The 26460-nt window shown below is 43.8% G+C and carries 30 protein-coding genes and 2 pseudogenes; 19 read left to right on the top strand and 13 right to left on the bottom strand.

All coding sequences use genetic code 11. The features are described from left to right. Nucleotides 1-6 precede the first annotated feature (6 nt). From artP to AB6E85_RS08050, 6 genes are all read left to right on the top strand, one after another. On the top strand, nt 7-735 hold the full coding sequence (gene artP / locus AB6E85_RS08075; protein WP_050645362.1) for an arginine ABC transporter ATP-binding protein ArtP: 729 nt from the start codon (nt 7-9) through the stop codon (nt 733-735). A gap of 120 nt (nt 736-855) precedes the next feature. Further along, nucleotides 856-1587 (top strand): lysine/arginine/ornithine ABC transporter substrate-binding protein, encoded by a 732-nt coding sequence (locus AB6E85_RS08070; protein ID WP_372142162.1) that lies wholly within the window; start codon nt 856-858, stop codon nt 1585-1587. Between the two features lie 3 nt (nt 1588-1590). Continuing rightward, entirely contained in the window at nt 1591-2277 is a 687-nt protein-coding gene (gene artQ, locus AB6E85_RS08065; RefSeq protein ID WP_017061822.1) for an arginine ABC transporter permease ArtQ, read from the top strand. Further along, nucleotides 2274-2942 (top strand): arginine ABC transporter permease ArtM, encoded by a 669-nt coding sequence (artM, locus tag AB6E85_RS08060; RefSeq protein ID WP_017083622.1) that lies wholly within the window; start codon nt 2274-2276, stop codon nt 2940-2942. The genes artQ and artM overlap by 4 nt, the downstream gene beginning before the upstream one ends. A 324-nt stretch (nt 2943-3266) precedes the next feature. Beyond that, nucleotides 3267-3950 (top strand): hypothetical protein, encoded by a 684-nt coding sequence (locus tag AB6E85_RS08055; RefSeq protein ID WP_372142160.1) that lies wholly within the window; start codon nt 3267-3269, stop codon nt 3948-3950. Between the two features lie 97 nt (nt 3951-4047). Beyond that, nucleotides 4048-4629, top strand: coding sequence for a hypothetical protein (locus AB6E85_RS08050; protein WP_372142158.1), 582 nt, complete (start codon nt 4048-4050; stop codon nt 4627-4629). Between the two features lie 560 nt (nt 4630-5189). Here AB6E85_RS08050 and AB6E85_RS08045 read toward each other — a convergent pair. After that, nucleotides 5190-5464 (bottom strand): annotated as a pseudogene (locus AB6E85_RS08045) (transposase); the annotation flags it as partial. Next, nucleotides 5453-5605 (bottom strand): annotated as a pseudogene (locus tag AB6E85_RS08040) (IS110 family transposase); the annotation flags it as partial. The pseudogenes AB6E85_RS08040 and AB6E85_RS08045, both read right to left, overlap by 12 nt. A gap of 106 nt (nt 5606-5711) precedes the next feature. Between AB6E85_RS08040 and AB6E85_RS08035 the strand changes: the two are divergent. From AB6E85_RS08035 to AB6E85_RS07985, 11 genes are all read left to right on the top strand, one after another. Continuing rightward, nucleotides 5712-6266: an N-acetyltransferase family protein gene (locus tag AB6E85_RS08035; RefSeq protein ID WP_372142157.1), complete on the top strand. Its 555-nt coding sequence runs from the start codon at nt 5712-5714 to the stop codon at nt 6264-6266. Nucleotides 6267-6399: 133 nt separating this feature from the next. Then, nucleotides 6400-6597 (top strand): hypothetical protein, encoded by a 198-nt coding sequence (locus AB6E85_RS08030; protein ID WP_017077822.1) that lies wholly within the window; start codon nt 6400-6402, stop codon nt 6595-6597. Beyond that, the gene (locus AB6E85_RS08025) at nt 6594-7139 is read left to right on the top strand and encodes a GNAT family N-acetyltransferase (protein ID WP_372142155.1); all 546 of its coding nucleotides are present in this window, start codon (nt 6594-6596) and stop codon (nt 7137-7139) included. Before AB6E85_RS08030 ends, AB6E85_RS08025 begins: the two co-directional genes overlap by 4 nt. A 45-nt stretch (nt 7140-7184) precedes the next feature. Further along, a complete protein-coding gene (locus AB6E85_RS08020) occupies nt 7185-7667 on the top strand; it encodes an AAA family ATPase (protein WP_372142154.1) in 483 nt (160 codons plus the stop codon). 207 nt (nt 7668-7874) lie between these two features. Then, nucleotides 7875-8297, top strand: coding sequence for a hypothetical protein (locus AB6E85_RS08015; protein ID WP_372142152.1), 423 nt, complete (start codon nt 7875-7877; stop codon nt 8295-8297). 14 nt (nt 8298-8311) lie between these two features. Continuing rightward, a complete protein-coding gene (locus AB6E85_RS08010; RefSeq protein ID WP_372142150.1) occupies nt 8312-8776 on the top strand; it encodes a hypothetical protein in 465 nt (154 codons plus the stop codon). 104 nt (nt 8777-8880) lie between these two features. Beyond that, entirely contained in the window at nt 8881-9285 is a 405-nt protein-coding gene (locus AB6E85_RS08005; RefSeq protein WP_372142148.1) for a DUF1801 domain-containing protein, read from the top strand. 221 nt (nt 9286-9506) lie between these two features. Further along, entirely contained in the window at nt 9507-9761 is a 255-nt protein-coding gene (locus AB6E85_RS08000; protein ID WP_372142220.1) for a hypothetical protein, read from the top strand. Between the two features lie 78 nt (nt 9762-9839). Beyond that, a complete protein-coding gene (locus tag AB6E85_RS07995; protein ID WP_372142146.1) occupies nt 9840-10355 on the top strand; it encodes a GNAT family N-acetyltransferase in 516 nt (171 codons plus the stop codon). 206 nt (nt 10356-10561) lie between these two features. Continuing rightward, complete coding sequence (locus AB6E85_RS07990) at nt 10562-11020, top strand: GNAT family N-acetyltransferase (protein ID WP_248383461.1); 459 nt, start codon at nt 10562-10564, stop codon at nt 11018-11020. A gap of 44 nt (nt 11021-11064) precedes the next feature. After that, nucleotides 11065-11514, top strand: a complete 450-nt coding sequence (locus tag AB6E85_RS07985; protein WP_017088441.1) for a DUF3291 domain-containing protein — start codon at nt 11065-11067, stop codon at nt 11512-11514. A gap of 33 nt (nt 11515-11547) precedes the next feature. On the opposite strand, the gene AB6E85_RS07980 is transcribed toward AB6E85_RS07985, so the two are convergent. Then, on the bottom strand, nt 11548-11871 hold the full coding sequence (locus AB6E85_RS07980) for a hypothetical protein (protein WP_372142145.1): 324 nt from the start codon (nt 11869-11871) through the stop codon (nt 11548-11550). Nucleotides 11872-12082: 211 nt separating this feature from the next. Between AB6E85_RS07980 and AB6E85_RS07975 the strand changes: the two genes are divergently transcribed. Continuing rightward, nucleotides 12083-12415 carry a YnfA family protein gene (locus tag AB6E85_RS07975; RefSeq protein ID WP_004733816.1) on the top strand — a complete coding sequence of 111 codons (333 nt, stop codon included), beginning with the start codon at nt 12083-12085 and terminating at the stop codon, nt 12413-12415. A gap of 34 nt (nt 12416-12449) precedes the next feature. Then, a complete protein-coding gene (locus AB6E85_RS07970; RefSeq protein ID WP_048612037.1) occupies nt 12450-12665 on the top strand; it encodes a DUF6434 domain-containing protein in 216 nt (71 codons plus the stop codon). Between the two features lie 124 nt (nt 12666-12789). Here the strand turns inward: AB6E85_RS07970 and AB6E85_RS07965 are convergent, their stop codons facing one another. From AB6E85_RS07965 to AB6E85_RS07920, 10 genes are all read right to left on the bottom strand, one after another. Further along, entirely contained in the window at nt 12790-14298 is a 1509-nt protein-coding gene (locus tag AB6E85_RS07965) for an efflux transporter outer membrane subunit (protein WP_372142144.1), read from the bottom strand. A gap of 2 nt (nt 14299-14300) precedes the next feature. Further along, nucleotides 14301-17420 (bottom strand): efflux RND transporter permease subunit, encoded by a 3120-nt coding sequence (locus tag AB6E85_RS07960; protein ID WP_372142219.1) that lies wholly within the window; start codon nt 17418-17420, stop codon nt 14301-14303. Nucleotides 17421-17430: 10 nt separating this feature from the next. Further along, on the bottom strand, nt 17431-18564 hold the full coding sequence (locus AB6E85_RS07955) for an efflux RND transporter periplasmic adaptor subunit (protein ID WP_372142143.1): 1134 nt from the start codon (nt 18562-18564) through the stop codon (nt 17431-17433). A 99-nt stretch (nt 18565-18663) separates the two neighbouring features. After that, nucleotides 18664-19542, bottom strand: a complete 879-nt coding sequence (locus AB6E85_RS07950; RefSeq protein ID WP_372142141.1) for a LysR family transcriptional regulator — start codon at nt 19540-19542, stop codon at nt 18664-18666. 190 nt (nt 19543-19732) lie between these two features. Beyond that, complete coding sequence (locus tag AB6E85_RS07945; protein WP_017059580.1) at nt 19733-20392, bottom strand: sugar transferase; 660 nt, start codon at nt 20390-20392, stop codon at nt 19733-19735. Between the two features lie 9 nt (nt 20393-20401). Continuing rightward, entirely contained in the window at nt 20402-21589 is a 1188-nt protein-coding gene (locus AB6E85_RS07940) for a glycosyltransferase family 2 protein (protein WP_372142140.1), read from the bottom strand. Next, nucleotides 21586-22686: a glycosyltransferase gene (locus tag AB6E85_RS07935; RefSeq protein ID WP_372142139.1), complete on the bottom strand. Its 1101-nt coding sequence runs from the start codon at nt 22684-22686 to the stop codon at nt 21586-21588. The genes AB6E85_RS07940 and AB6E85_RS07935 overlap by 4 nt, the downstream gene beginning before the upstream one ends. 383 nt (nt 22687-23069) lie before the next feature. Continuing rightward, nucleotides 23070-24494 carry a GumC family protein gene (locus AB6E85_RS07930; RefSeq protein ID WP_372142138.1) on the bottom strand — a complete coding sequence of 475 codons (1425 nt, stop codon included), beginning with the start codon at nt 24492-24494 and terminating at the stop codon, nt 23070-23072. Next, complete coding sequence (locus tag AB6E85_RS07925; protein WP_372142136.1) at nt 24491-25609, bottom strand: glycosyltransferase; 1119 nt, start codon at nt 25607-25609, stop codon at nt 24491-24493. Before AB6E85_RS07925 ends, AB6E85_RS07930 begins: the two co-directional genes overlap by 4 nt. Next, the gene (locus AB6E85_RS07920) at nt 25602-26387 is read right to left on the bottom strand and encodes a DapH/DapD/GlmU-related protein (protein ID WP_372142135.1); all 786 of its coding nucleotides are present in this window, start codon (nt 26385-26387) and stop codon (nt 25602-25604) included. Before AB6E85_RS07920 ends, AB6E85_RS07925 begins: the two co-directional genes overlap by 8 nt. Between the last annotated feature and the right edge of the window lie 73 nt (nt 26388-26460).

Here is a 26460-nt window from a genome sequence, read left to right as displayed (position 1 = left end):
TGTGGCATGAGTATTCAAGTAAAGAGCATCAACAAATCATACGGTGATACCCAAGTTCTTCACGACATCAGTTTCGACTGTGACAGTGGCGAAACCTTGGTATTGCTTGGCCCAAGCGGCGCGGGCAAGAGTTCATTACTGCGCGTATTGAACCTGCTAGAAATCGCGGACAACGGTGAATTAGACATTGCGAACGAGCAATTCGATTTTTCAAGCCAAATCCAAGAGAAGCAGGGGCTTAAACTTCGTCGTAAAGTCGGCATGGTGTTCCAGCAATACAACTTATGGCCACACATGACGGTGATGGAAAACTTGATTGAAGCACCAACCAAAGTTGCGGGTTTGGATAAGCAAGAAGCGATTAAGCAAGCTCAAGAAGTATTAAAGACACTTCAACTTGCCGACAAAGCAGACGCTTGGCCACTTCAACTGTCTGGCGGTCAACAACAGCGTGTTGCGATTGCACGTGCGCTGATGATGAAACCGGATGTGTTGTTGTTTGATGAACCAACAGCGGCGCTTGATCCTGAGATCACCAACCAAGTCGTGAGCATTATTAAAGAATTGAGCGGAACGGGCATTACCCAAGTGGTCGTGACGCATGAAGTCGATTTCGCGAAGAAGATTGCTAGTCACGTTCTGTACTTAGAGAAAGGGTACATCGTTGAACACGGCACCAGCGATTCATTCGTTAATCCGCAGACACCTGAGTTTGCCGAGTATCTGACTCATTAAGTAAGTCACGTATTAAAAGAAAGTTGACTCACTAGATTTAGCTAAACACAACATCAATTAAAACAATCAAATTATAAGAATGGCCACAGGCCGCTATTACACAGTATTCGGAGTAACAAAATGAAAAAGATTCTACTAGCTTCACTTATCGGCCTTGCTTCTTTTAACGCAGCAGCTCAAGAAGAAATCAAATTCGCAATGGAAGCAACTTACGCACCATTCGAATACATGGATGAGAACAACCAAATCCAAGGTTTTGACGTAGACCTAGCAAACGCACTTTGTGAAGAGATGAAAGCGACATGTACTTTCCACAACCAAGCATTCGATAGCTTGATCCCTGCACTTAAATTCAAACGTTACGATGCAGCTATCTCAGCAATGGACATCACAGAAGCGCGTCTTAAACAAGTGCACTTCTCTAACGCTTACTACGATAACTCTGCAGCATTCATCTCTTTCGAAGGCAAAGTAGCAGACCAAGCAGCACTAGAAGGCAAGCGTGTTGGTGTTCAAAATGGTTCGACTCACCAGAGCTTCCTACTTGAGCAAATGACTGGCGTAACAGCGGTACCTTACTCAAGCTACCAAGATGCGTTTATCGACATGAAGAACGGTCGTATCGATTCTGTATTCGGTGACACAGCCGTTGTAGCAGAATGGTTCAAGAAAGAAGACAACCTAACGTACGTTGGCGACCAAGTAACGAACCAAGAGTACTTCGGTAACGGCTTTGGCATCGCAGTAAACAAGAGCAACCAAGAACTTGTAGACCAGCTTAACGTTGCACTTGCAGCAGTAAAAGCAAACGGCGAATACGACAAGATCTTCAACAAGTACTTCGGTAAGTAATTTATGGAATTAACGGGTTACTCTTTAGGGCTCGTCGAAGCAAGCTGGATGACTGTTCAGCTTGCGTTCGTAAGCCTATTGGTTGGATTGGTTCTAGCAGTTTTGTTTGCAAGTGGTGAGATGTCTCGTCGTATTGCAATCAAATGGCCAACGACTGCATTTGTGACGATTGTTCGTGGTTTACCAGAAATTCTGGTCGTACTGTTTATCTACTTTGGTTCGACACAAGTTCTGTTTATGATCACTGGCGACTTCATAGAAGTGAGCCCGTTCTTATCTGGTGTTGTTGCACTGTCACTTATCTTTGCTTCTTACGCTTCGCAAACCTTGCGTGGTGCATTAAAAGCAGTAAGCAAAGGGCAGAGAGAAGCAGCAAGCGCGCTTGGTATTTCTCAGTCTCGTGCATTCTTTCGTATCGTGTTACCTCAAGCGGTAAGACACGCACTACCAGGGCTAACCAACCAATGGTTAGTGTTACTGAAAGACACTGCATTAGTATCGCTGATTGGCGTAACAGATTTGCTGAAACAAGCACAACTAACATCAGCGGCAACGCACGAAGCATTTACTTGGTACGCGACAGCAGCAGCAATCTACTTGGTCATCACTTTAATCACACAAAGATTGGTAAAAGTGATTGATGGTAAGTTCTCTATTCAAGGTTTGGGTAACAAAGGGGCAATGGCATGAATCAACAATACCTCTCTCAAATGCTTGAAGGCTTAGTGACCAGTCTTCAACTTACAGGCGCTTCATTGCTGGTTGGTTGTATCTTGTCACTGCTGATGACGGTAACGCTAATCCTAAGAATACCGGCGATTCACTGGTTCACTCGTGGCATCATCACGCTGTTCACTGGCACACCATTGTTGGTTCAAATCTTCTTGGTGTATTACGGCCCGGGCCAGTTCGATTGGATTCGTGAAAGCTTCATGTGGACATGGTTAAGCCAACCTTGGTTCTGTGCAATGTTAGCATTAGCATTGAACACCGCTGCTTACAGCACGCTACTGTTCAGAGGCGCATTCAACGCGATTCCAGCAGGGCAGTGGGAAGCGTGTCGTGCACTTGGTATGGACAAAGTAGCAACGCTTAAAGTGTTACTGCCATACGCTCTACGCCGCGCTGTTCCAGCTTACTCGAACGAAGTGATTCTAGTCTTCAAAGGCACGTCATTGGCAAGCACCATCACCATCATGGATTTGATGGGCTACGCACAGCGTATCAACGGCCAAACCTACGACACGCTAACCGTGTTCGGCATTGCTGGCGCATTCTACTTAGCAGTAAACGGCGTACTAACGCTGATCTTCCGTCAGGTAGAGAAGAAGGCCCTCGCATTCGAAGCGGCGTAAGTTAGCTACTCACAAGCTTAACTAACGTATAAAGCCTGCCATTTATGTTCGCATAAATGGCAGGCTTTTTCTGTTTTTGGGGTATGAGTGGGAGCTGTGTTTATGTACAGTCATAGAGGGTGTTCGCTAGAATCATACTATATGGAAATATTCTGCATTTAGTCATTCAATGAACGTATCTATGTTTTAAGTCACTGAATTACTGTGATTAATCGTGGTAAATTGCAGTGCATATGAAACTAGGTAGAATGATTCTGTATTTAAATACAGAATTAATCTGTCTAATAGCTGTTATGTGTTTTTCTTAAATTGGGAGTTCAAAGTTTGAAAATAACGGGAACTGCGGTAGTTGCGATGTTCACTTTGACCAACTTAAGCTTTGGCTTCTTGCTAGGTTGTACCTTTGTTGGGGACTATTTTATCGGTGTGAAATGGACTGATGTGGCAGCTGGTGTTGGTGCTCTAATTGGAGGGTTTGCAACAGCTGTAGCAGCTTTTTTTGCTTACCGCGCTTTAAGTACGTGGAAAGAACAGTTTGCGCATTCCCAAAGATACGAAGCGATAATTAAATTAGAAAAAAACTACTATCAGTTGCTTCGGAACTTTGAAGCATATAAGGAATCAACTCTTTGGGTGTCTAGAATTGAAAATGGTGCATTCGTTCACGCTGATATCGAAAAGTTGGCAAATGATAATGAACCGCTTAAATATGCATGGCTTCGTTCTATTTCCCAGTCAAAAGCAGATTTGGAGTGGGTGGCTACGTTCTGTACAGGCGATGAAGTGGGAAATATCTCGAATACCATCGATTTCACCGAAGAATTAATGGAAAACTTACTAACTTCAATTCCATACCAAAAGCAAAGTGAAAAAATAGTAGCGTATTCGGTTTCTGCCGAAAAATCCTTATCAATCGCTTGTGACAATATAAAGAAAGAGTTTTGTACTATGCGAAAACAAACACATAACAAAGCGTTTAAGACAGATTCGCAACGCTCGGCATTCTAAGCTCAAGTTAAGTTTTGGTGTTTAAGGCGTAATGGCTTAGGTTAGGTGGTCGCGTTGCTCACTACTTAACGCGGCGTTATAACCTAATGAGGTCAAAATGGAAGTATTCAGTTCTTTAGCTACGATAATTGGTCTGATTTATAACTTCAAATCTGATCGAAAGTCAGTATCTGACGATGAGTATCAAGAATTTGTAAATTGGCTTAGCGATAAAAGACACAAAAGTGTTATTGAAGAACTTCATACAAATCAGCTTCTAGGCTTGAGTATTAAAGGTTTACTTCAACAAAATCACGATTTAGTACTGAGTAAACTTAATCATTTAGATGAGTCCTTACTTCAGCTAGCTTCTGGTATAGAGGGCTTTCATGAAATTGCTAATGCTATTAACCCAAACGCGGAAATTTCTGATCAAGCAATGACAATTTTGAGGAACTTAGTTGAGTCTCAAGGTAGTTTTATTTTGGAGTCAAAAACTCTCTCCGGCACAGACTATCGTGTTTTTGATGGTGACAGACGATCATTAGGTATCACTGAATACCGTTTTGTGGACGATGATTTCAATCTTTTATGCTCACTTGGTTTGCTCATGCTTGATTTCAACGGTTCAGGAAGTCGAATGTTTCGTGTGACAAGAAGTGCAGTTAAGTATATTGCGCAGGTTGATGGGCGGTTATAATAAATTGTTCAAGAGGGATTCGCAACGCGTGGCATTTTTACCATGCGTTGTTTTTGGTGTTTAAGGTGGTATGCGGCGCAATTGGTATTGCGTTGCTCACTCCTTAACAGGGCGTTATGCGCTTAATCTAAAATTTAATCTGTATTATGGGTAGTGACTTGATAACAAACGAATTTACTTTTTCTGAAATCGTTGCACTTTGCAGCTTACTTGTACCATTATTTGCATTCGCATTTTCTTCATATCGTTATGTTAATGTTAAGCGAAACGAACAAGCTCAACAGCGGTTTGAAAATTACCATGGACTTATTCATAAGTTAGTGAGAGGTAAGACTGACGGCATAGGAATGGACTCTCAAAGAGCGATAATTTATGAGTTAAGAAATTATCGGGAATATAAGTCAGTCACGATAAGAGTATTAGAGGGTTTAAAGGTTTTGTGGGCGTCTCATTCAGAGTTGACAAAGGAAATCGACCTTACATTATTAAGTTTAAAGAGCTTTAAGCTTTTCAACTAAAACTGTAAAAACGCACATAACAAACGACTATGGCGTCAATGATTAATTTTTGGCAGTGTTTTCATCCCACATGGCGCCATCTCTCAGCATAGAGTTAAGAGTCACAACCATCTTTCGAACACACGCGATTATTGCGAATTTCTTAGGCTTTCCGGTAGCTACAAGTCGAGCATAAGTTGCTTTGAATACGGGATTACGTTGCATGGCTGACATCATTGCCATATATAAAACTGTACGTACTTGCGCTCTAACGCCTTGGAGCGTGCGTTTACTTTACAGCGACTACTTTCGCCTGTGATTGGAGCGACACCAATGAGTGGCATATTTGCTATTTTAGTCAGTAATTTAGAGCGAGTTACCGACTTGTGAAGTATTACTTTACCATTTTGGTCTACGGTATGAAGACTGAAGTGGTTTCTAGCTAGGTCGATACCGCAGAAATAAGAATAATCAGACATGGTGCCTCCGATGCATTTAAGTACCACATAAGTGTGGAAGATCCTCGGTAGGAGGAATTCATGTCATTCGTTAGGCAAAAAGAAGAAATATTCAGTAGGGGAAGTCATGGAAATAAGAGCTGCAAAACTAGAGGACATCAGTCAAATCGTAGAACTACAGAAATCTTGTCATGTATCTAACTTGGATGAATCTGATAAATGCGATGGTTTCTTAAATACAGTGATGGACGAAGTGCTTCTAACTCAAGTTATCGAGCAAGAGCAGGCTATATATGTTGCTGAACTTAACAACACGATAGTAGCGATGGCTGCTTGTGCTTCATGGAAGTTCTGGGAATGTTCAGAAGGACTCACTTCTGTGGCGAACAAGCTTGGTTCAGTGGTAGTTGGGAGTACCCAACTAAGCTCTTCTAATTCATACTTTTGGGGACCTGTCTGTGTGGGTAAGGCTTGTCGTGGTCAAGGTGTGTTTGAGAAGTTGTTTCGGTTTAGTTGTGAAGTAAGAAGTTCTAAATTTTCTTACGTTTACACATACGTGCATAAAGACAATGCTCGTTCTTTTGCTGCTCATACCAATAAAGCAGGCTTTAAATATACAAAAGACTTCGTTCTCAATGGGCAAGATTTTCAGGAAATGGCGCGCGAAACGAAATTTGCCTAACAAGCGCTCAAGATGAATTCCCAACGCTTTGCAGTTTCGACTTACTTGGCTTTAAAGCGTTTATATCACAGAGAGTTCGACCATAACGTCACTCACACCTATACATAGTGTTGCTTTCTACGAGGGAATGAACGTGAAACAAGGCATTTTCAAGAATCTGAAGCTGGCATTAGGTGTTGGTTTTGGTGTTTCCATTCATCAGTACTTTTTTATGACGGATGGTGCGTTTGATTTCTATCAGCCACTTGTGGCGTTTGCTTTTACGTTTGTCGTTAGCAGTATTGGTACACTTCTAAAAGAAAGAATCATGCGCAAGAAGGAGATTACATGAGAATATCGGAAGCCGTTCTGTCGGATTTAGAATCCTTTTTCGAATACATAGGAGCACAGCTTCTTGAGAATGCGGATGATAACTCTCCACTTTTCCAACCGATCTCTAAAGAGAATTGTGTAGTTTCAGAACAATTTAAAGACAAGTTTCGAAATGGTTTTGAGGCAAGCCTTGGTGAACATGGCTGGAGAAAGCTCCGGGTAATCAAAGACTCTAAGGAACGAGTGTTTGGTCATATAGACCTACGTCATTACAGTGAAGAGTATAAGTTTCATCGTGTGCTTCTCGGCATGGGTGTTAATTCAAGTCTAAGAAAGCAAGGGTTGGGTGTAGAACTGATTAAGTGCGTGACTGAGTTTTGTAACGAAAGCCCAAGTATCGATTGGTTAGATCTCAATGTTCTCTCGAATAATCTTCCTGCAAAAAATTTGTATTTGAAATGTGGTTTCGAAGTGATTGGAGAAGTTCCAGATTGTTACCTTATAGAAGGACAGTCTGTGTCTGAAACAATGATGACACTATGCACGAGAAGTTCCGAGTAAGACCGCTTTTACACAGTAACTTTACCTATAAGCAAAAGAGGAATCATGACTAAAATCTATTTCGTATGTGGCTTTATTGGTTCGGGTAAGACGACTTACTCTAAAGCGCTTGCAGAAAAGCATGGCGCCTTTCGTTTCTCAATTGATGAGTGGATGATTCCTTTGTATGGCGAGCATATGGAGCGTGAGGTTTTTGATAGCAGGCTGGCTACGCTTCAAGGGTTATTCAAGGACTCTGCAATGCAGCTTTTTTCTTTGGGTGTTCCGGTAATTTTTGACTTCGGTTTTTGGCGTAAGTCCGACCGAGATTCTTTTACAAGCTGGGCATCAAACCTAGGCGTGGACAGCGAAGTTCACTACCTTGATGTTCCGTTTGAGACTTGTAAGGAGAGGGCATTTAGCCGTAACTCTGAACTGGATGGTAAGTCTTATGAAATGACACCTGAAATGTTAGATCTGTTTTGGTCTTGGTTTGAGGTTCCCACTTCAAACGAAAATGTTATTTGGGTTCAACAGGGCGCTCAATAAGGTATGCAGTCAGGCGCGAAGGTGAGTGGCCTTTTTGTTATCTAGCTTGTGTTCTAAGTCTCACGTTACATTGGGTTTATGAAAGTCTGAGTCGTCCATCGAATAGTAGAGTAACAAGGGCATTTCTCATGCCGTATTTTTGGTAATTAGTTCTTCCTGTCGATTATCGAATTTGTCCTAAACCCACTATTAAGGCAGGGAACCCCAATGAATAGAACGCTATGGCTCGCACTCATTTCGCTTTTGTTTTCAATGACAATGGTATTTTGTACATACAGTTATGGCATAGAGAGCCACGTTGAAGTCATCACACTCACTTTGGTACTGTCTGGCCCTCTGATTTTGACCTTTGCGCTTGTTGTCATTTTTTGTGGTGCACCTGTCATTAGCAAGTACAAGTTACTTGGAACCGTCGCAATTTGTGTGCATGGATTTACAGCCTCACTGCATGTGCTGTGGAACGGATTTATGTTTGTCGATGTGATTAATAAACAAGGCTTAGGTCCGGGACAAGGTTATTCTGGTTTGATACTTTGGGTTGGTAGTATCAAAGCGATGCTACTTGGTTTGGTTGTGGGAGTATGCCTGCATTACTTGCTACGATTATTTAGAAAGGCTGCAGTAAGATAACTGTTGGCTAGTTAGTGGGTTGTTCGTTTTCTATAGGAGTTGTCGCTGTGTTTTATAATAAGGAGTTCAACAAGGAATTGCTGCTCATCCTTGTTGCGATAAGTGCTTTCATTGTCGTTACCTCGGATAATAACCCCGGGACATTAATCGCTCACGCCATCAATGCTTTAATTGCTTTGCTCTTTTTCTCTATGACCATTGAGGTCAAAGACAATGTACTAAGCTGGTATTTCGGCTTTGGCTTTTGGCGTAAGAATGTAGAAGTGTCAGACATTGCAGAGGCATCGTTCTATCAAAGTAAATGGTATCAAGGTATTGGTATCCGAATGCTGAGCGATGGCTGGTTGTATAATGCATCGATAGGTTCAGCGCTGAAGTTAAGCTTAAGCGATGGAAAGCATGTTTACATTGGTTGTAAGGATACGGACGGTCTAAAGCTGGCGTTGAAAACCGCTAACGAACAGGTAACTCAAAAGTGATTTACGAGGCTTGGCACTTTTTGTTTTAAGTTGCGCTAATGTTTAAGGTTCTATGCTTTAAGTGAGCTGTACTTTAATAGCACAACAAATGAATCGGAGGTTGAATGGACAGAGCAATCAAAACACATTTCGACGAGTATCCCGATGATGTTCGAAGCCGACTTGAAGAGTTGCGTTCGTTAATATTTGAGCTTTCATATGATTTGGAATTAGGTGAAGTCGAAGAGTCTCTGAAATGGGGCGAGCCGAGTTACAGCGTTAAGACGGGCAGCCCAATTCGAATTGACTGGAAATTGAAATCACCAAACAACTATTACTTGTTCTTTAACTGTCAAACGAAGCTAATCGACACATTCAGAGAATTGCACGATGGCACACTGGCATTTCAAGGTAATCGGGCAATCGTTTTGAACCTAACTGAACCACTTCCCAAGGCACCAATCAAGCAGTGCTTAGAGCTAGCCTTAACTTATCAACAACGAAAACATCTACCGCTTCTTGGCGCGTAGTTCTTACGCGCTGTCATTATATTTCTTAAACAGGTTTTCTGTGTTCTAGCTATCACTCTTTAAAGTGCTAAGACTGTACCATCTTGATTAGTATCAAGAGGCTAGGGAAACTCGATAACCAACGCTGATTGTATTGCTTACCGTTTAAAAAGGTCTTCTAGTCACCTTGTATTTCAGACTTAAAAGGAAGTTGCATGAATTTAGATAAAGCCTAGAAACGTATCGCAAAGCAGGTTAAAAAGGGCGACCACGGATACCCAAAAATCACGTTAGCGTATTACGGGACGACCAAAGATCTCGCAACGGAAGTCGCAGTTCAATTTATGCTGAGTGAGGGCGATGGTGTCCAAGAAGAGCGTTTTTCTTGTGAAACCGAAATCCGAGATAATGAGTTAGTTCAAACGACGTTACTCAAGATAATCGAGCGCGCTAATGTTAACGCAGTAATTGAAGTTGAAGGCGTGGCTGTTCTTTAGTTTGCTTTGGTTTGGAAACGAAGCCAATACGAGAACTCAGGTGTACAATCCACATTTTTATCGAACTAGGCTGGGAACATGGCGATCTCGTTTGAAACTCAAAGACTAAAAATAGAAGAAGTTGCAGGTGAAGTTACTGTTCTTGAACGTTCGGCTCTGCTTGAGCGAGTACCTGGTATTCTAACCCCGTCAGTAGTTGAAAACCTGCCACCATACTTTCACGGTATTGTGTCAGGTGAACTGGCTGAAATTTGGCTCGACCGAATGTTGTCGGAGAGCCGCTTGCTTCAAGTGAAATCCAAAGATAATCAATTGATTGGTTTTCTGTTCGCTTATGTAGAAGACGAAAGTGATGCTCATATTGGCTACTTGCTTGCAGAAGAGTTCTGGGGCAAGGGTTTAGCGAGTGAGTTATTACAGAGTTTCATCACAGAAGTCGCAAAAACGGAGTCATGGTCAACACTGATTGGCGGTGTCGATCGTTCAAACATCGCGTCTGCACACTTACTTAAGAAACTAGGTTTTGTTGAGCAAGCCTCTGATGAAAGTCCCGTGGTTTTCTATGAATATAAGCTTTATCGTCTTAACTCTTAACTCTTAACTCTTAACTCTTAACTCTTAACTCTCAGTGCTTAATTTCTAATCCCTAACTCAAGCCATAACTGCGTTTTACATTCATCCCCAATTCTTAATATCACCAGTTTGATTCAACTTTAGTGTTTACAGCACAAACTTTTGGGTAAAGTAGTCGTACTTCTCACAATTGAGTGAAGCGTTATTCGCGAGAACAAGAAGGTTATATGGAAAATATTAGAAAAGCCCAAGCATCTGATTTAGCGTCAATCCAAGAGCTAGCGAGAGACACAATCAATGCGTGTTACCGTTCGTTTTTGGGCGATGAAGGCGTGGATTGGTTCATCAACAGTGGTGAGTCTGATAAAGAAGTTGAGAAACAACTCTCAAATTGTGTCGTGCTTGAATCAAATAATCAGATTCAAGGTTATTGTGCGTTTGAAAATGACTTCGTACATATCTTAATGGTTTCCCCGAACATTCAACGTTCTGGTTTTGGTGCGACTCTTCTCAAGTATGTTGAGAACGAGATGAGCACATTGGGTCATGAACATTATCGTCTTGAAACATTCAAAGGTAATGATCAAGCGATTCAGTTTTATCTGAAAAATGGTTGGTCGATTGATAGGGAAGAAACCGACGAAGAGTTTGGATTTGTTAGGGTTTACTTGAGTAAGAACGCCTAGAAAAACGTCGCTTATTACTCATAATTTATCAAGGAAGAAACGTTATGAAATTAGCTCAGTTAAATATCGCTCTGGCAAAATACCCGTTAGATGCGCCAGAAATCAAAGAGTTTGTTGATAACTTAGAGTTGGTTAATGGAATCGCAGAAAGCAGTGAAGGGTTTGTTTGGCGTCTGAAAGATGAATCTGGTGACGCCACCAACATCCAAGCTTTCGAGGATCCTAATATGATTGTGAACATGTCGGTGTGGGACTCTGTGGATTCATTAAAGAACTTTATGTTCCGCACACATCACCGTGATTTCATGCGCCGAAAGGGGGATTGGTTTCATCGTTTACCTGAAGATACTTATGTTCTTTGGTGGATCGAAGAAGACCATATTCCCACACTCGAAGAAGCGATAGAGCGACTTGAACACCTCAGAGAAATCGGTGATACGCCGTATGCTTTCACTTTTAAAACCAATTTTACAGAGTCAGAAGCGCCAAAGTAGCGTTCATCCAACCAACGTTATGTTCCACTGAAACTAAAACAGGGGCATCTGTGGTGTGTGGGAGCTGTTGATGTTGGATGGATCATCGACAGCTTGATAGTACTCAACCCAAACCTTATTGCTTCTAGGAAACTCTCGTTTCAAAACTTTCTTAGCGTGTTTCTGAGTGCTTGCTACATCACCTGTATATGCATGGTTGTAGTAACCCGTTTCAATGATCTGAAACTGTGTGTCACCAAGGCAATAAAGCAGAAAACCACGGTCTCTTTTGTACGTTTTAAAGTGCACGGCTTCTTTAGGTTGTAAGCACTTAAGCTGCTTTTCGACTAACGTTAGTACTTGGGATATATGAATCATTTGTTGCTCACTCTTGTAGTGAATGAGGCAAGTTTATCAAACAGATAAGCTCTCGAAATATCAATAAATACTGAACATGCGTTTAGTTAAGGCTCGGTTTTATTGGGCTTAAATGGTGACGGGATTAGGCGCTAACAGAGCTAATGTACTAACAAAGCCAAGGTATTAGCATTAACAGTGTACTCTGCATTTAAACAGATAAAGGTAAGTTGTGATTGAATTTAAAACGGTCGGTCTTTTTGTACTTACGGCGGTCGCCGAGATTGTAGGGTGTTATCTACCTTATCTTTGGTTGAGAGAAGACAAGAGCATTTGGTTGTTGATTCCTGCTGCGATAAGCCTAGCGTTGTTTGCTTGGTTATTGACGCTTCATCCTACCGCGACAGGGCGTGTTTATGCTGCCTATGGCGGTGTGTATATTTCTGTTGCCCTAATATGGTTGTGGCTTGTTGATGGCGAAAAGCCGACAACGTGGGATCTGGTTGGTGGCTCAGTTGCACTACTCGGTATGGCGATTATTATGTTTGGCCCTCGAAACGCGTAGTGCATGCATTGATATGACAGGAAGAGAATAAACCATGGAAAAGGTTGATTGGCACAAGAATCAGATTGATGACAGTACCGTCATAACGGAAAGCTACAAAACGACTCAGAACGTGCGTCGATATTTTAAGTCCAAGCTTGGCGAAGAGTTTAAATTTGACCGTGATTTTATGCAGTGGATGAACAATGCTACAGGATTGACTATGGGTGATGCCTTACAAGAGTGGGCGAAGCGTAACGATATAAAGTAACGGATTATCTCGTTGGTAAACTCATCTACCAGCTAACCAGTTCATAAAAATACCGCCGTAATCAACGGCGGTATTTTTTATTATGCTTATTGCATTATTCAGCTGAGAACATAAAGCAGAGAGCCTAGTTAGCGTGAGCTAATTCAACACTCTGCGTTTCATTCGCGACTTTCCAATCGCCACCTAAGGCTTTATACACGGCAATCGTGGTGTTGGCGGTTTGAAGCTTGGCGGCCACTTGGCGATCTTGCATCGCTTTTTGTTGTCTTTGTGCGTCTAACACCGATAAGTAATCGACTAGGCCCGCTTTATAGAGTGACTTTGCCTTGCTCACTGCGTTATCGACGGCAAGGGTAGCTTCATCGATGCGCTTTTGGTTTTCTTGGCTACGGCCATAGGCAAACAAGCTTGAATCGACTTCTGCAAAGGCGCTGTCTACCGAGTGTTGGTAGTTAAGTGCTGCAGAACGGAACCTTGCTTCGTTCATTTCCACCATGGCTTCGCCTCGGCCACCATCGAATACATTCCAACTGATGCCTGCAGAGGCCGCCCAACCGAATGAGTCGCTACTGAATAGGTCATCAAAACTTCCTGCCGTCACACCTGGCGTGCCTGTTAGGAAGAATTTTGGATAGCGATTGGCAATGCTTGCGCCGAGTTCTTCATTAATGGCTGCCATTTCTCGCTCTGCAATGCGGATGTCTGGGCGTTGTACTAACAAGTCAGAAGGTAAGCCTGTCGGAATAACATCGTTCATTCTCGGCAAGGTAAATTCTCCCGCTAAACGTTGGTTCACGTTCGTAAGCGACTCGCCTAATAAGACTGCCATACGTTGTTTGTGGACTTGCTCTGCTATTTCAAGTTGAGGAACAATGGATTCAGTCGCGGCAAGCATGGCTTTGGCTTGAGCAAGGTCTAACTCAGAGCCGTAGCCGCTGCGAACCACTTTGGTGACCAGTTTTAAAGTCTGCTTTTGGTCGGCAATATTCTCTAGTGCGATCGATTTTCGCTCTTGAGCGCCACGATATTGCAGGTAGTTGTGAATGACATCGGCAGTGATCAAGGTGTTCAAACCCGATTGAAAGATCTCAGCTTGTTCCACTCGAATTGTCGCCGCGTTGGATTGTTTATCGATACGTCCAAACAAGTCCATTTCCCACGCGATGCTCGCACCTAAGAACCCACCATCGTGTTGTGCTTCAAGCAACGACATACCTGTGGCCGATTCAACCGCATCAGAAGCACCAAATACCGGGCCGAGTAGGGAGTCGTTCTCGCTCAATTGGTAGTTGTAATAACCGCCACCGACATTGATTGTCGGAACTTTGAATGACTCCACAACGCTCTTATATGAGTTCGCCATGTTGATTCGCTCGGCGGCCAGTTTAAGTGGGATGTTCTGGTTTTGAACATCGGCCACTAACTGATTGAGCGTCGGGTCATTGAACTGTGTCCACCAATGATTGTGTTTCTCGTTTTGGCTCACGCCGTCTTGGTTCACATCACCTTGGCTATATAAGAAGGTCTCAGCCATGGTGGTTTGAGGTTCTTCGTAATCGGGGCCAACCGCACAACCTGTCAGCAACAAGGCAAGAGCAATAGGAGCCACTTTAAACTTCGTTAATGAATACATGTTTATTGCTCCTTGTTGAATGAAGTTGGATTGCCACTGTTTGTAGACTGAGGTGTTGCATCAAGTACGATCACGGCGTCTTTGATGGCTTCTTCTACCGTTTTCTTTTGTTCGGTTCGATAGAAAAGCTTGTACAGCGCAGGCATTACAAACAGAGACAACACGGTTGCTGCAGCCAAACCACCGATAATGGTTGCTGCCATCTGGTCAAACAGCAGGTCACTAAGCAGCGGGATCATGCCAAGTGCCGTGGTGAGTGCGCCCATTGAGATCGCCATTGTACGGTTCACGGTTGCTTCTTTGATTGCATCAGACAGTGAGCGACCGTTTTTACGTTCAAGCTCGATTTGGTCCATCAATACAATGCCGTTTTTGATGATCATACCGGTCAAGGTTACCGCGCCAATCAATGCCATGAATCCGAATGGTTTATCCAACAGCAATAAGCTGAATGTTGCACCCGTCGCCGCAAGCGGTAGGGTGGTAAAGATGATCACTGGCTGTTTGAAGCCGTTAAACATCGCCACTAAGATAATCACCATCAACAGCATTGCTTTAGGTAGCTGCTTAAGAATATCGCTGACGGCTTTGTGCTCGTCGTAATATTCACCGCCCCATTCCAAGTGGTAACCATGGGGAAGGTGGATGGATTCAATTTGTTCTTTGACCGAGTTTCTTACCGCTGCAGGAGTGGTGTAACGACCAACGCCAGCTTGTGCAGTGATGGTTTTTACACGGTCACGACGCCAAATCATGGTCTCTTCACTGGTCAGCTCAAAGCCATCAATGACTTGCCCCAGTGGAACGCTGTGAATTCCTAACAGAGAGCGAATCGGCAGAGTTTCTAGCGACTGAATTGAGCTTTCTGTGCCACGCAGTTGAATCGTGACCAGTTCATCGTTCAAGTTCATGCGACCCAGTGGCATGCCTTCTGACGCACGTTTCATCGCGAATGCAATGTCGGCACGGTTAATACCCGCAAGGCGCATCTTGTCTTGATTTATGACAGGTTCTAGAACCTTGCTCTTTTGTCGCCAGTCGTCACGCACGTATTTGGTGTCTGGATGACGAGCAAAGATCGCTTTAGCTTGCTCTGATAAGCCGTGCAGTACCTCGACATCTGGGCCGGAGAAGCGCGCTTCAACACTGAATTTATCGGCAGTCGCCAGTTTTAAGCTTCTAAAACGAGGATCGGCGTTTGGAAACTCTTCCATTAACCATTTGTCACCACGCGCAATCAGCGGGCTGAGTGATGGGAAATCGGTAGCGTTAATCAAGATCTGACCGTATGCAGGATCAAACGGTTCTGGTTCAATGGTTACTGAGAAGCGAGGAGCTCCAGCACCAACGTACGTTGAAATACTGTCGACTTCCGGCTGTTCTAACAACCACTGTTCGATGCGCTTCATGTCTTCTGAGGTTTGTTCAACCTTAGCGCCATTTGGTAGCCAGTAATCTAGGAATAGGATGGGCCTGTCAGCTTGTGGAATGAAGTTAACCGCGATGCTCGGCACAGCCAATGCCGTCACTAATATCAACGGAATAAGCCCCGTCAGTGCTTTGAGTGGGTTATCTACCGTCCAGTTTACGCTCTTACGGTATAAGCTCACTTTGGTGTTGTCAGCTTGTTTGCTTGGCTTGATAAAGAACCAACACATCAAGGCCGTGAAGGTCATCGCGACGAGCCAAGACAATAACAGTGAAGAGGCGATGATAAGGAATACCGAGCTTGCGAACTCAGCCGCATCGGTTTTTGAAAAGATAACAGGGCTTGCACCCATGATAGCAATAACTGTCGCGCCAAAGAGTGGTGTTGCTGTCTCTTTAACAGAATCAATTGCGGCTTTGGTACGGTCGACACCTTTGTTGATTTTCACAATCATCATATCGGTGATGACAATGGCGTTATCCACCAACATGCCGAGCGCAAGAATGAACGTACCTAACGAAACTCGGTGTAAGTCAATTGACGCGATGTTCATGTAGATAAGCGTCAGCAAGATAGTCAGCAGTAAGCTTGAGCCAACAATGGTCGCGCTTTTTAGTCCCATGAATATCGATAGGACGATGAACACAATCGCGACACTTTCAAGTAAGTTTTGTACGAAGTTATCGATCGATTTCTGAACTTCATCAGGCTGGTTTGCTACCGTCGAGATATCAACGCCTAACGGCAGAGTTGCTTGGAAATCGCTAACGATTTGATTGATTTCATCGCCAAGCGACACAACGTTAACGCCGGTCACTGGGCTCATTGCTAGTGTGACCGCAGGTACGCCGTTGTAGCGGTTCTCGGTCATCATTGGCTCTTGGTAGCCCATGGTGATGTCTGCGATATCGCCCAAACGGATTAAGCTGGTTCCGAATTCACTTACTCCACCTTTAATCATCAGGTTTTTGATGTCGTCTAATGAACCAAACTCGCTCGACTGTTGAACACGAATACGTTCAGTGCCCGCTGAAAATTTGCCCGCATCAAAGGTCATGTTCTGAGTATTAAGCTGTGACCAAACTTGTGTGATTGATAAACCGTATTGCGCCAATCTTTCATCTGGGATATCGATATGAACAACACGTGGCTGAACACCGTGTAACTCAATCTTCTTAATGCCATCGACGGTTTTAATTCTACGTTGGAGTTCTTCGGCGTAACGTCTTAGCTCAGCAGGTGAAGCATCCTTACTGTGGATAGAGAAAAGCATGCCGTAGACTTCAGAAAACTCATCCTGCACGACACTGATCTGCGCTGTCGAAGGCAGTAACAGCTTCATGTCTGACACTTTACGACGCAGCAAGTCCCACTCTTGTGGTAGTGCTTTTGAATTAAGAGATTCTTTTAGGTCAACAAACACCATCGACATGCCCGGACGAGACAGTGAACGCAGTCGGTTCAATGACCCCATCTCTTGCAGTTTAGTTTCAACGGTATCCGTAACTTGTTGCTCCACTTCTTCTGCAGAAGCACCGGGGTAGAGTGTCACTACAACGGCCGTTTTGATGGTGAAACTTGGATCTTCGAGCTTGCCAAGATCAAAGTAAGAAAACAGGCCCGCGATAACACTCAATGCAGTGAAAAACAGGATGAAGGTGCGTTGTTTGATCGCAAAATCAGCTAGATTCATCATGATTTACCTACAGGCTCTTAACTTGAATATCAGAGAAGTGTTGGCCTTCCATGACGTACTGAGCACCACTTACCACAACGAAGTCGCCATCGCTAAGCGTAGATTCAACACACACGGTATTTTGAGACATCGAAACCACGTCCACAGTCACGCCATGCGCTTGCTCGTTTTGAACGGTGAATACTTGCTCGATACCCGATTGGTTGACGATCGCTGAATACGGTAAGCAGAAATTATCGGTTGGTTCGCCAAGTTGAGTTGTAAGTGTGACGGCTTTACCCGGCAACACAGATTTGTCGGCTGACTCTACATGGTAAGTCACAGCGTAGGTCTGCTTAATAGGGTGGGGAGACGTGGCAATTTCAGTGGCGTGCCCAATCAGTTTTTCCTCTGAGCCATACCAATTGATACCAGCGGTTTGATTCGGTTGGAATTCATGAATCAAGTTTTCTGGGACTTGGATTTTAACTTCAAGCTGATCAGGGTTGTGGATGGTGAAAACTGAAATGCCCGGCAGAACTTGTTCAAATTGATCGAAGTTAGATGCCGCGACCACGCCATCGAATGGCGCAAGCAGTTGGGTATAACGAATCGAATCTTTTGCGCGGCGTATGTTTTGCTCAACCACTTTAACCGCGGCTTCACTTCTTTCACAACCGCTGATTGCGCGGTCCAGATTAACATCAGCAATCGCGTTGTCAGCAATGGCTTGTTTCACTCGAGCAAGTTCAGTTTTAGCTAGCTTGTATGCGGATTTTGCTTCAAGAGAACGGGCTTGTAACTCTTCCAATGCCACTTGGTAATCGTGCGGGTCGAGTTGTGCCAACGGTTGGCCTTTCTTAACTGAATCGCCAACAGAGACCATGATGTTTTGAATGGTGCCAGGCACACGAAACGCGACGCCAGCCGTTTCTGATGACTGTAATTTGCCCGTGAACGATTTTTCAACTTGATGCGAGAAAGGCTCAAGTTGGATAACTTGAATCGGGCGCGTTTGTTTTTGAGCTATCGTTGCCTCAGAGTCATTACAGCCAAACAGCGCAGTTAGGCTTAGCGCAATGACTGTGTATTTGAAGATAGGTGTCTGCTGAAAGATAGACGAACGCTGTAAAACAGATGAATGTTGAGATATAGGCTTCATGGATTACTCCTGTCAATTTATGGAGCAATTCTATCTTTCAGTTTTGTTTAGATAATCTAGTCTATTCGCGAAACACTGTCATGATATTCGTTACAATAACTAAAGATTTGGAAGTTCTTGTAATAGAAAATCAATCAAAAGTTGAGCAGAATGACTCAGCGCTTTGCGTTGCGGGTAGAGTAGCCAAGCTTCTTCTTGTTGAAGGCTCTCATCAGGAAACAGGTTAATCAAGGTTCCGTCTTTGAGTTGTTGTCGTACCAAGATCTCCGGCAGTAATGCGATGCCTCTGTGACGTGTCGCGCCACCGATCACGAAGCCGATACTGTCACTCACCACCGAAGGTTCGACCTTGATGATGTGGTCTTTGATGTCCCATTGCTTGTCGATGTCACCACTTGGCCATCGAAAGCACACAAAGGGGTAGTTGGTGATTTCTCTTAAGCTTGAAGGCGTGCCTTCTTTCTCTAGAAACTCAGGGCTGGCGACAAAAACACGCTGTAAAGTCATAACTTTGCGCGCCACTACATTAGCATCACTCAACGTACCACCGTGCATCGCCAGATCTAACCCTTGTCGGTACATATCGACAAAACCATTACTGACCGTACGAATATCAAGCTCGATCTTTGGGTACATATCTTGGAATTTAAACAGCGTCGATTGCATGATGTCGCTGGTTTCTGGCAGCAGCCCAATCTTAACTTGCCCGTGTGCAACTTCTGATAGGTTGGAGGCGATATGGTTCGCTTTGTCGAGCGCACTTAACGCATTGAGTAGCTCTTTATAATAAAGCTCGCCAGATTTCGTTAAGGAAAGGCTGCGCGTGGTTCTAAAGAACAATTGAATGCCGAGAGACTTCTCAAGGTCGTTAATTCTGCGGCTAACATTAGCGCGGGGAAGGTCAAGTGCATTGGCAGCGGCAGTAAAACTACCCAGTTCGACAACGGTGGTAAACAGCTTTAGATCTTCGATTTTCATAACAACGGCATTTAATCGTTTTTAGAACAGTATGTTGGCATCGTATACCAATTGGATTTTAAAATCGAAGCGTTCTTTAAGTTGGCTTGTTTTGAGGCAGTAAAAAGCCAGCCGATAAATCATTATCAAAGCTGGCTTTGTGTTCACCTTGGACTAAGCAGCTTGTTCTTTCACCTTAGACCATACTGGTTTAGCGACCTCGACCATCTACCATTACGATGATTGTTTTAGAGATGATGCTGAGATCTGCGGCAATCCAAGACTTAACAGAACATAGGCTCAGTGCATAACTGTGGTCAAAACCTACTTTACGACGTACATCATCAATACAGGTGTCGTAACCTTGATTCACTTGTGCAAGCCCTGTAATACCAGGCATCACACCGTATGTGCGGTCGGCAAAGTAAGGGATTTCGTTCTCTAGTTTGGTGTAAAAAGTAGGGCGTTCAGGGCGTGGGCCAATTAGAGACATTTCACCTTTCAATACATTAATCAGTTGTGGCAGTTCATCAAGACGTGTCTTTCTCAAAAAGCGGCCAACAGGCGTGATTCGTGGGTCATTCGCGGTAGCCCAAACGGCACCAGAGCGAGTTTCTGCATCTTCGTACATGCTTCGGAACTTCATGATCTCAAAGATTTCCATTTTCTCCGGTGTCGATTTACCAACACGCAGTTGACGGTAGAAAATAGGGCCACGAGAAGTAAGTGCAATCGCCATCGCAATCAGTGGAAATACGGGCGCTAGCAAAATCAAAGCAATCAGTGAGCTTACAAAATCGAAAGTACGTTTAGCACGTGAGATTTTGTATTGGTATAGGTTTTGGGTAGATAGCTGTTCAATGTTAATCATAATAAGTCCTTAATGATTCGCTCGTGTCCAAGGTGAGTTTTCTAGTCCGATTAGGTAACGAATGCCACCAATGAAGTTGGCATAGTGTCCAACTATCAAATAAGAGATTAATGAAATAGGTTTGTTTACCAGACGCTTTGGCAAGATGCAGCCAAGGACGCCAATGGTATAAACGGCAACTTGAGCCCATAACAGCGCTTCAAATACCAAGTAGTTGCTAAGTAAGATTGAGCACACTAAGCACACAATCATTAAATATGGAGTGAGTAGGCGAAGTCCTTTTCCTGAAAAGAACGCAAACGCGATGCCTTTGAATTTCGGGCTGAACAAACCAAATAATCGAATCGCTTGTTGCATGTTGCCCGCTGAGATACGAAGCCTTCTTTTGAAGTCTGTTTCTAGGTTCGATTCTTCTAGCTCTAATGCCACCATTTGGGTTTCGTATTCTGCGATGTAACCTTGTTTAACGATTTGCATTGGTAAGATGAAATCATCATTAATAGTGTTGTGTGGAAGCAGTTCAAACAGGTGAGTTCTAAACAAGTAGAACGCGCCATGAGAACCCAAGCTAGAACCTAATGAAGCCTCTGACTCTTTAACCGCGGTTTGGTACTGCCAGTAAGTGTTTTCGCCTTCGTTGCCTGTTGGACAAAGTTGATACGTTGCGTTTACCACTCCAACCTTGTCACTTTCAAAATGAGCGGCAGCTATAAGCAACGCATCCAATGAAATAAGAGCAGAAACATCACTCATCGCCGTAATATCACTGGCTATACGTGGCACTTCTTCATTAACAACCGCGACTTTACCTCGGTTTAATTTATGGTCATGTATCTCAAAATAAACATCACTGCACATTGCTTCTTGGATGGTCATTTGTGCAATGGCGACTGTGTTGTCGGTACAACCATCACAAGCAATAATCACTTGTAGCTTCTTTTTTGGGTAATCGAGTGAAGCAAGGTTACGAATCTTGTCTGCGATCCACTGTTCTTCATTAAACGCAGGTACAAGAACGGTGATGGTCGGCAACGTACAATCTTGCTGCTCATCTTTGTAACAACGATGATTTTCTTCAACTTGACGTGCAGGGTGGCTTTTCGCGTACCAGCGCAGTAGCAAAGGGTAGGCTGCGTGATGGTAGACAATCAACGCACCTGAAAACAAACAAAGTCCCGCAAGTAACCAATCGATCATGCGTAAGCTCCTTCCGAGATATCGTTGTAAGACGAAACCATTTTGATGATATCGAAGTTCTCAAGAACGTAACGTCGAGGTGATAAAAAGCGTTCATTTTGAGTCTCTAACAAGGCATTGGCTAACCCCGAGATACTGCCTTTTTTAACGAGTGTTCCGCTTATAGGGCACAAGGTTTCGTCGACGGCACCAACGTCCATTGCGACAGTTGGAATATTGCATGCTTGGGCTTCGAGTGTAGAAAGCGGCAGCCCTTCGTGGCGTGAAGGAAGGCAGAAGATATCCAACGCTCCGTAAAACGTGGTCATGTCTTCAACTAGGCCAAGAAAGATCACTCGGTCACTCAGATTCAACCGGCTAGTCAGTTGCTCTAGTTGATTTCGCTTCGTACCGCCGCCAGCCAATACGACAACCATGTTTTCAGGTAAAAGAGTCAGTGCTTTAATAAGTTGGTCTTGGCCTTTCACATGTTCTAGTCGACCTGCACAACCGATGATGTGTTTGTCCGTCGGCAGGTTTAGGTTTGCTCTCGCTTGGTCTTTCGACATTGGCTTAAACTTCTCACAATCGACGCCATTTTTGATGGTAATGATGTTCTCATAAGAAAAAGCAGTGCGTAGTTGGTTATAAACACGTGTCGCGTCGGCAACTAACGTTGGTTGAGCAGCTTTTAAAGCAAGCGCTTGTAATCGACGACGTTTGTTGTTGTTCAGATGCCAAGCGTCATGTTCGGTATGGATTCGAGTTGGAACCCCTGTTACGCGAGCGGCATAACCAGCGTATAACAGTGGGCCAATATGATGGGTATGAACCACATCAGGGCGAATCGCGTTGAAGGCTTTAATTAGCTTAATAATGATATTGAATTGTACGCCTGGTGCTTTATCCAAAAAGACGATTTGCTCGTTGTATGGCTCTAGCTTCGGCCAGTTGTTTATAGATTCTTGTTTTGTACCTTCTAAACTGACAATCAACACTTGGTCTGTTGGTTTGGCAAGGCGCAGCAAATCCAGAGTTAGGGTTTCTAATCCACCCGGTGTAAGGTGCTGAACAACGTGTATGATCTTTTTGCCATGCTTCGTTAAATGCGTATTCATAGTTTGGACCCTGCCTTTATAATTCTTGTTTCGCCGTTCTGACGTTTCTCTTGAAGTAAATTCTTTAAAACGTTTAACTACACAATGAGATTGCAGGAGTTGTGCCAATTAAATAATCTTTATTTTTCAGTTATTTAGATTGTTCAATTCCAGGGGGATTTTCATTTCTCAAAATGGGAATCAAAACAAAATACGATAGAATCGCAGTTTGAAACATAGGGCTTGGGTAAATCGAAAGTAGCATTAGAACTTGGGGCTTTAAACAAACAAAACGCCAAGCGAGTGTTGGCGTTTTGCTCTAGGAAACTAGAAAGCTAGGAAGCACGAAGCTAAGAATTAGAAAGCTAAGAAGCTAGCAAGTCAAATTATGGCTTTGAGGCTGACTAGCTCATTTTCGGGATCACCGTTATCACAGGGACACCCAAGATATCTTCGATTTCGTCTTTGCGTTTGATTGAAGAATCAAACAGCTCGAACAATACCGCTAAACCAATACCCAATCCGATACCTGCAACAAATCCAGCCAGAATAAAGACAAAAGTCGGCATGTTAGATTTGACACTCGGTGTGAAGGGCAAATCAATAATCTTCACACGTTTGTTTTGCTCGAATACACCAAGCGAACCCGTTAGCTGAGCCATTTCATAACGCTCTGTCAGTTCATCATATAGTTGACGTTTGATTTCAACTTGACGTTTAAGGCGGTACATCTCTTTTGCATTTTCGCCGAAGTTATTGGCCTTGTGTTCTAATTCGAAAATCATAGTACGAAGGCTTTTGGTCTCTTCGGTTAAAGACTCAAAGCGAGCACGAACCAGCTGTAGGCTGTGTAATTGAGTGACCAGAAGAGGTTGGGTATCAGAAAGTTTGTTCAGTGTCGTGCTACTTGCGATGTCCCAAAGCTGGTCGCTGTTCATCGTTGGCTGGGTTACCTCGAGTAAACTCTTACGTTCATTCTCTAGTCTGTCTAGCTCACGCACTTTAGCTTGCACAGCACTGTGTTTATCTGTGTATTTTGCTTGTAACAAGGTTAGATCGCTTCGAATGTCGATGATCTGGTCTTCTAATTTACCTATCACAGGGTTGGTTCGTGAAAGTTGTTGGTCGATTGACCCTAAACTTTTTTCGACACCCGATAACTCAGCCTCTTTTTCTGCCAGTGTTTGTTTGAGTGACGCTAAGCGATTCAAACTTTGACTTTGTACCTCAGGTGTCGACTGGACGTTTTCGTTCATGTACAAGGCTAAAGCTTCTTCCGCTTCTTCAAGTTCCACACTCCGTTTGTCGATATGAACTTTTAAGAAGTTACTTGAGTCTTCAATTGATGAACGTTCCGGCGCGAGCAACTGTTCAATGAAATGTTCACTTACCGAGCGCAGCGTCGCTTCCATTCCATTTGGTGTGTTCGACGTTAGACTTATCTTTAGAAAATCTTTTCCAAGCTGAGTCACCGATAAACGCTGAGACAGGTCTGTAATGATCTCTTGTTTCTTAATTTCAGGCATATCTGGCGTGGTTAGTTGCAGTTCATCAGCGACTGAGTAAAGCACATGTCGACTGTGAAGCAGTGTTCTCAATGCATTAAGTCGGTCTTTGAGCATGGTCGAAACGGCGATGTCTTCCAAGAATGGATTCATCTTGGCCGTTTCTTGAATCAACATACTGGTATGCGCGTCATATTTAGTAGGAGCCAACTTGCTCACACCAAAGCCTACAAAGGGCAAAATAAGCATTGGAAGAACGATAACGTAGCGTTGGCGCCACATCGCATTGATGATAACTAATAACCGCAATTTCAGATTATTCATAATAGCTCCAACATCCAATGTACGAAGTTACCACGGTTTTGCCAGCTGTCTTGTTCGACGACAGAGATAGGTGAATCGTTCAGTTGGCGTGCATGATCAAGCGCCCAAATCATTTGGTTCGCACTACCAACAGTCGTTACGTGCTCTTGATATGGAACTAAAGCAGGGAACGGTGTTGTGATAATGGGTGTGCCAGCCGCAAGGTATTCCATTAGTTTGAGTGGGCTACAAGCTCGGATCTGCTCGTTATCAACAAACGGCAGCAAGCTCACATCCCAGTGTTGAGAATAGCTTGGCAGCGTGTGGTGTGGACGTGGGCCAAGGTAATGTACGTTACTCAACTTAGGCAGCATGAGCGTATCAAGCTCGTTTGGGCCAATGAAAACAAAGTCCCATTCCGGCATCGCATTCGCAACTTGACCAATCATTTCATAATCCAGCCATTTAGAAAGGCTGCCATAAAAACCAGCAATAGGGCGGTGGTCGCTTGGTAAATCTTTTGCTCTTGGTGCGGGTGTTGAAAACAGGTCTACGTCGACACCATGTGGTAGCAAGTGCGCTTTATGCTTTGGAAATTTATCCATCAATTTTTTGCTAGCCGCGAATATAAGCGTCGATTTATCGATTAACTCTGATTCGTGCTGTGCAACGGTGTCATGATCAACACCAGCCAGCGCGCTAAAATCATCGCCGCAGTAATAAACCACAGATGACTCGCCTAAGTGTCCGCACAAATCAACAGCGGTCGGAAGAGAAGTCCATAGGATAGGCGCGTTAAGATTAAGCTCCGCAATAACCGGTTTTAGTTGGTGCAACATCATTTGCTGAGCCAACTTTCTAGAAAATTTAGAAGCAGGCGCAGGGATTGTCTTTAAGTTAACGATAGTAATGTTGTCGTGTCCCTCAGAGTCGAGCATGTTTTGAGTAACGGCCTTGGTTTTTCCAAACAACTTGTTGAACGCTCGGCTTGCATCTTTGGCGGACAGCTTCGGTTGTCTTAAGCCAATTGAGTTGACCCATAAGACTTTGTGCTGCTTAGCCAGGTGACGAACTAAATGTTGAGTCGATGAAGGTAGGCCACCAAAGTCTTCACCAAATACGATTAAATCACGCATGGTCGCCTCCATGAGTCTCTAACGAATCGAACACATCGGATTCTGTCACTTCAACGGATTTAATCTGGCCGACAACTCGAGCTGGGTTACCGCCTGCGATTGCGAAGGCCGGGATGTTCTTTGTTACTACGCTGCCTGCGGCTATTACGGCACCTTCGCCGATGGTTACGCCACCTTTAACCGTCACATTCGTGCCCAGCCATACATCGGGTTCAAGAATGATGTCACCGATTTGCTGAGGGTCATCGCCTTCACCTAGCGCTCGGCGTTTTGCATCAAGCGGGTGCCCGGAGTATCCAAATAGGAAAGCACCGCCTGCGATTCGTACGTTGTCAGAGATAACCACTTTACCGCCAACAGCGATAGTCGACTGCCAACCAATGTCGACATTGTTACCAATCGACAATAGTGGGTGTTCCAAACCTTCAAGTGGTTGAGTACAACCAGAGAATGTCGTGTGGCCAGAGATACGGCAGTTATCGCCAATCGAAATTTGTACCGGACCACTGACGAAAGGTAGACCACCATACAAGTACAGGCGTTTGCCACATTGAGCCACACGACCTTTGAAAGCCGGTGTCCAGTAGAAGAATCGCGTAAAGCCAGAAACCAAATTCACCACTAGCTTGTGCGCTTGATATAGGCAACGATTAAGTATTTGAGGGGTAGGTAGCTCTGCGCTTCTGATGTCTTTCAAAATGAAAAACACATTTCTAATTCGAGAATTAGGATGAAACTTAAGCCAATGTTTGAATTGATGTATAGATACTGACGTCATAATGAAACTCCTCTATCTTGTTATATAGAAGTACTTTCATATACTGTGCCATTTAATAAACTTAATATTTTCA

The sequence above is a fragment of the Vibrio sp. 10N.247.311.51 genome (assembly GCF_041467855.1).
Taxonomy (GTDB): domain Bacteria; phylum Pseudomonadota; class Gammaproteobacteria; order Enterobacterales; family Vibrionaceae; genus Vibrio; species Vibrio coralliirubri.
Note: the sequence above shows the minus strand (reverse complement) of the source record. Positions and strands in the feature narration are given on the sequence as shown.

What these genes read in the sequence shown, in the direction of transcription:
- artP (WP_050645362.1), top strand. Translation starts at nt 7, where the DNA reads ATGAGTATTCAAGTAAAGAGCATCAACAAATCATACGGTGATACCCAA.
- AB6E85_RS08070 (WP_372142162.1), top strand. Translation starts at nt 856, where the DNA reads ATGAAAAAGATTCTACTAGCTTCACTTATCGGCCTTGCTTCTTTTAAC.
- artQ (WP_017061822.1), top strand. Translation starts at nt 1,591, where the DNA reads ATGGAATTAACGGGTTACTCTTTAGGGCTCGTCGAAGCAAGCTGGATG.
- artM (WP_017083622.1), top strand. Translation starts at nt 2,274, where the DNA reads ATGAATCAACAATACCTCTCTCAAATGCTTGAAGGCTTAGTGACCAGT.
- AB6E85_RS08050 (WP_372142158.1), top strand. Translation starts at nt 4,048, where the DNA reads ATGGAAGTATTCAGTTCTTTAGCTACGATAATTGGTCTGATTTATAAC.
- AB6E85_RS08035 (WP_372142157.1), top strand. Translation starts at nt 5,712, where the DNA reads ATGGAAATAAGAGCTGCAAAACTAGAGGACATCAGTCAAATCGTAGAA.
- AB6E85_RS08025 (WP_372142155.1), top strand. Translation starts at nt 6,594, where the DNA reads ATGAGAATATCGGAAGCCGTTCTGTCGGATTTAGAATCCTTTTTCGAA.
- AB6E85_RS08020 (WP_372142154.1), top strand. Translation starts at nt 7,185, where the DNA reads ATGACTAAAATCTATTTCGTATGTGGCTTTATTGGTTCGGGTAAGACG.
- AB6E85_RS08015 (WP_372142152.1), top strand. Translation starts at nt 7,875, where the DNA reads ATGAATAGAACGCTATGGCTCGCACTCATTTCGCTTTTGTTTTCAATG.
- AB6E85_RS08005 (WP_372142148.1), top strand. Translation starts at nt 8,881, where the DNA reads ATGGACAGAGCAATCAAAACACATTTCGACGAGTATCCCGATGATGTT.
- AB6E85_RS07995 (WP_372142146.1), top strand. Translation starts at nt 9,840, where the DNA reads ATGGCGATCTCGTTTGAAACTCAAAGACTAAAAATAGAAGAAGTTGCA.
- AB6E85_RS07990 (WP_248383461.1), top strand. Translation starts at nt 10,562, where the DNA reads ATGGAAAATATTAGAAAAGCCCAAGCATCTGATTTAGCGTCAATCCAA.
- AB6E85_RS07985 (WP_017088441.1), top strand. Translation starts at nt 11,065, where the DNA reads ATGAAATTAGCTCAGTTAAATATCGCTCTGGCAAAATACCCGTTAGAT.
- AB6E85_RS07980 (WP_372142145.1), bottom strand. Translation starts at nt 11,871, where the DNA reads ATGATTCATATATCCCAAGTACTAACGTTAGTCGAAAAGCAGCTTAAG.
- AB6E85_RS07970 (WP_048612037.1), top strand. Translation starts at nt 12,450, where the DNA reads ATGGAAAAGGTTGATTGGCACAAGAATCAGATTGATGACAGTACCGTC.
- AB6E85_RS07965 (WP_372142144.1), bottom strand. Translation starts at nt 14,298, where the DNA reads ATGTATTCATTAACGAAGTTTAAAGTGGCTCCTATTGCTCTTGCCTTG.
- AB6E85_RS07960 (WP_372142219.1), bottom strand. Translation starts at nt 17,420, where the DNA reads ATGAATCTAGCTGATTTTGCGATCAAACAACGCACCTTCATCCTGTTT.
- AB6E85_RS07955 (WP_372142143.1), bottom strand. Translation starts at nt 18,564, where the DNA reads ATGAAGCCTATATCTCAACATTCATCTGTTTTACAGCGTTCGTCTATC.
- AB6E85_RS07950 (WP_372142141.1), bottom strand. Translation starts at nt 19,542, where the DNA reads ATGAAAATCGAAGATCTAAAGCTGTTTACCACCGTTGTCGAACTGGGT.
- AB6E85_RS07945 (WP_017059580.1), bottom strand. Translation starts at nt 20,392, where the DNA reads ATGATTAACATTGAACAGCTATCTACCCAAAACCTATACCAATACAAA.
- AB6E85_RS07940 (WP_372142140.1), bottom strand. Translation starts at nt 21,589, where the DNA reads ATGATCGATTGGTTACTTGCGGGACTTTGTTTGTTTTCAGGTGCGTTG.
- AB6E85_RS07935 (WP_372142139.1), bottom strand. Translation starts at nt 22,686, where the DNA reads ATGAATACGCATTTAACGAAGCATGGCAAAAAGATCATACACGTTGTT.
- AB6E85_RS07930 (WP_372142138.1), bottom strand. Translation starts at nt 24,494, where the DNA reads ATGAATAATCTGAAATTGCGGTTATTAGTTATCATCAATGCGATGTGG.
- AB6E85_RS07925 (WP_372142136.1), bottom strand. Translation starts at nt 25,609, where the DNA reads ATGCGTGATTTAATCGTATTTGGTGAAGACTTTGGTGGCCTACCTTCA.
- AB6E85_RS07920 (WP_372142135.1), bottom strand. Translation starts at nt 26,387, where the DNA reads ATGACGTCAGTATCTATACATCAATTCAAACATTGGCTTAAGTTTCAT.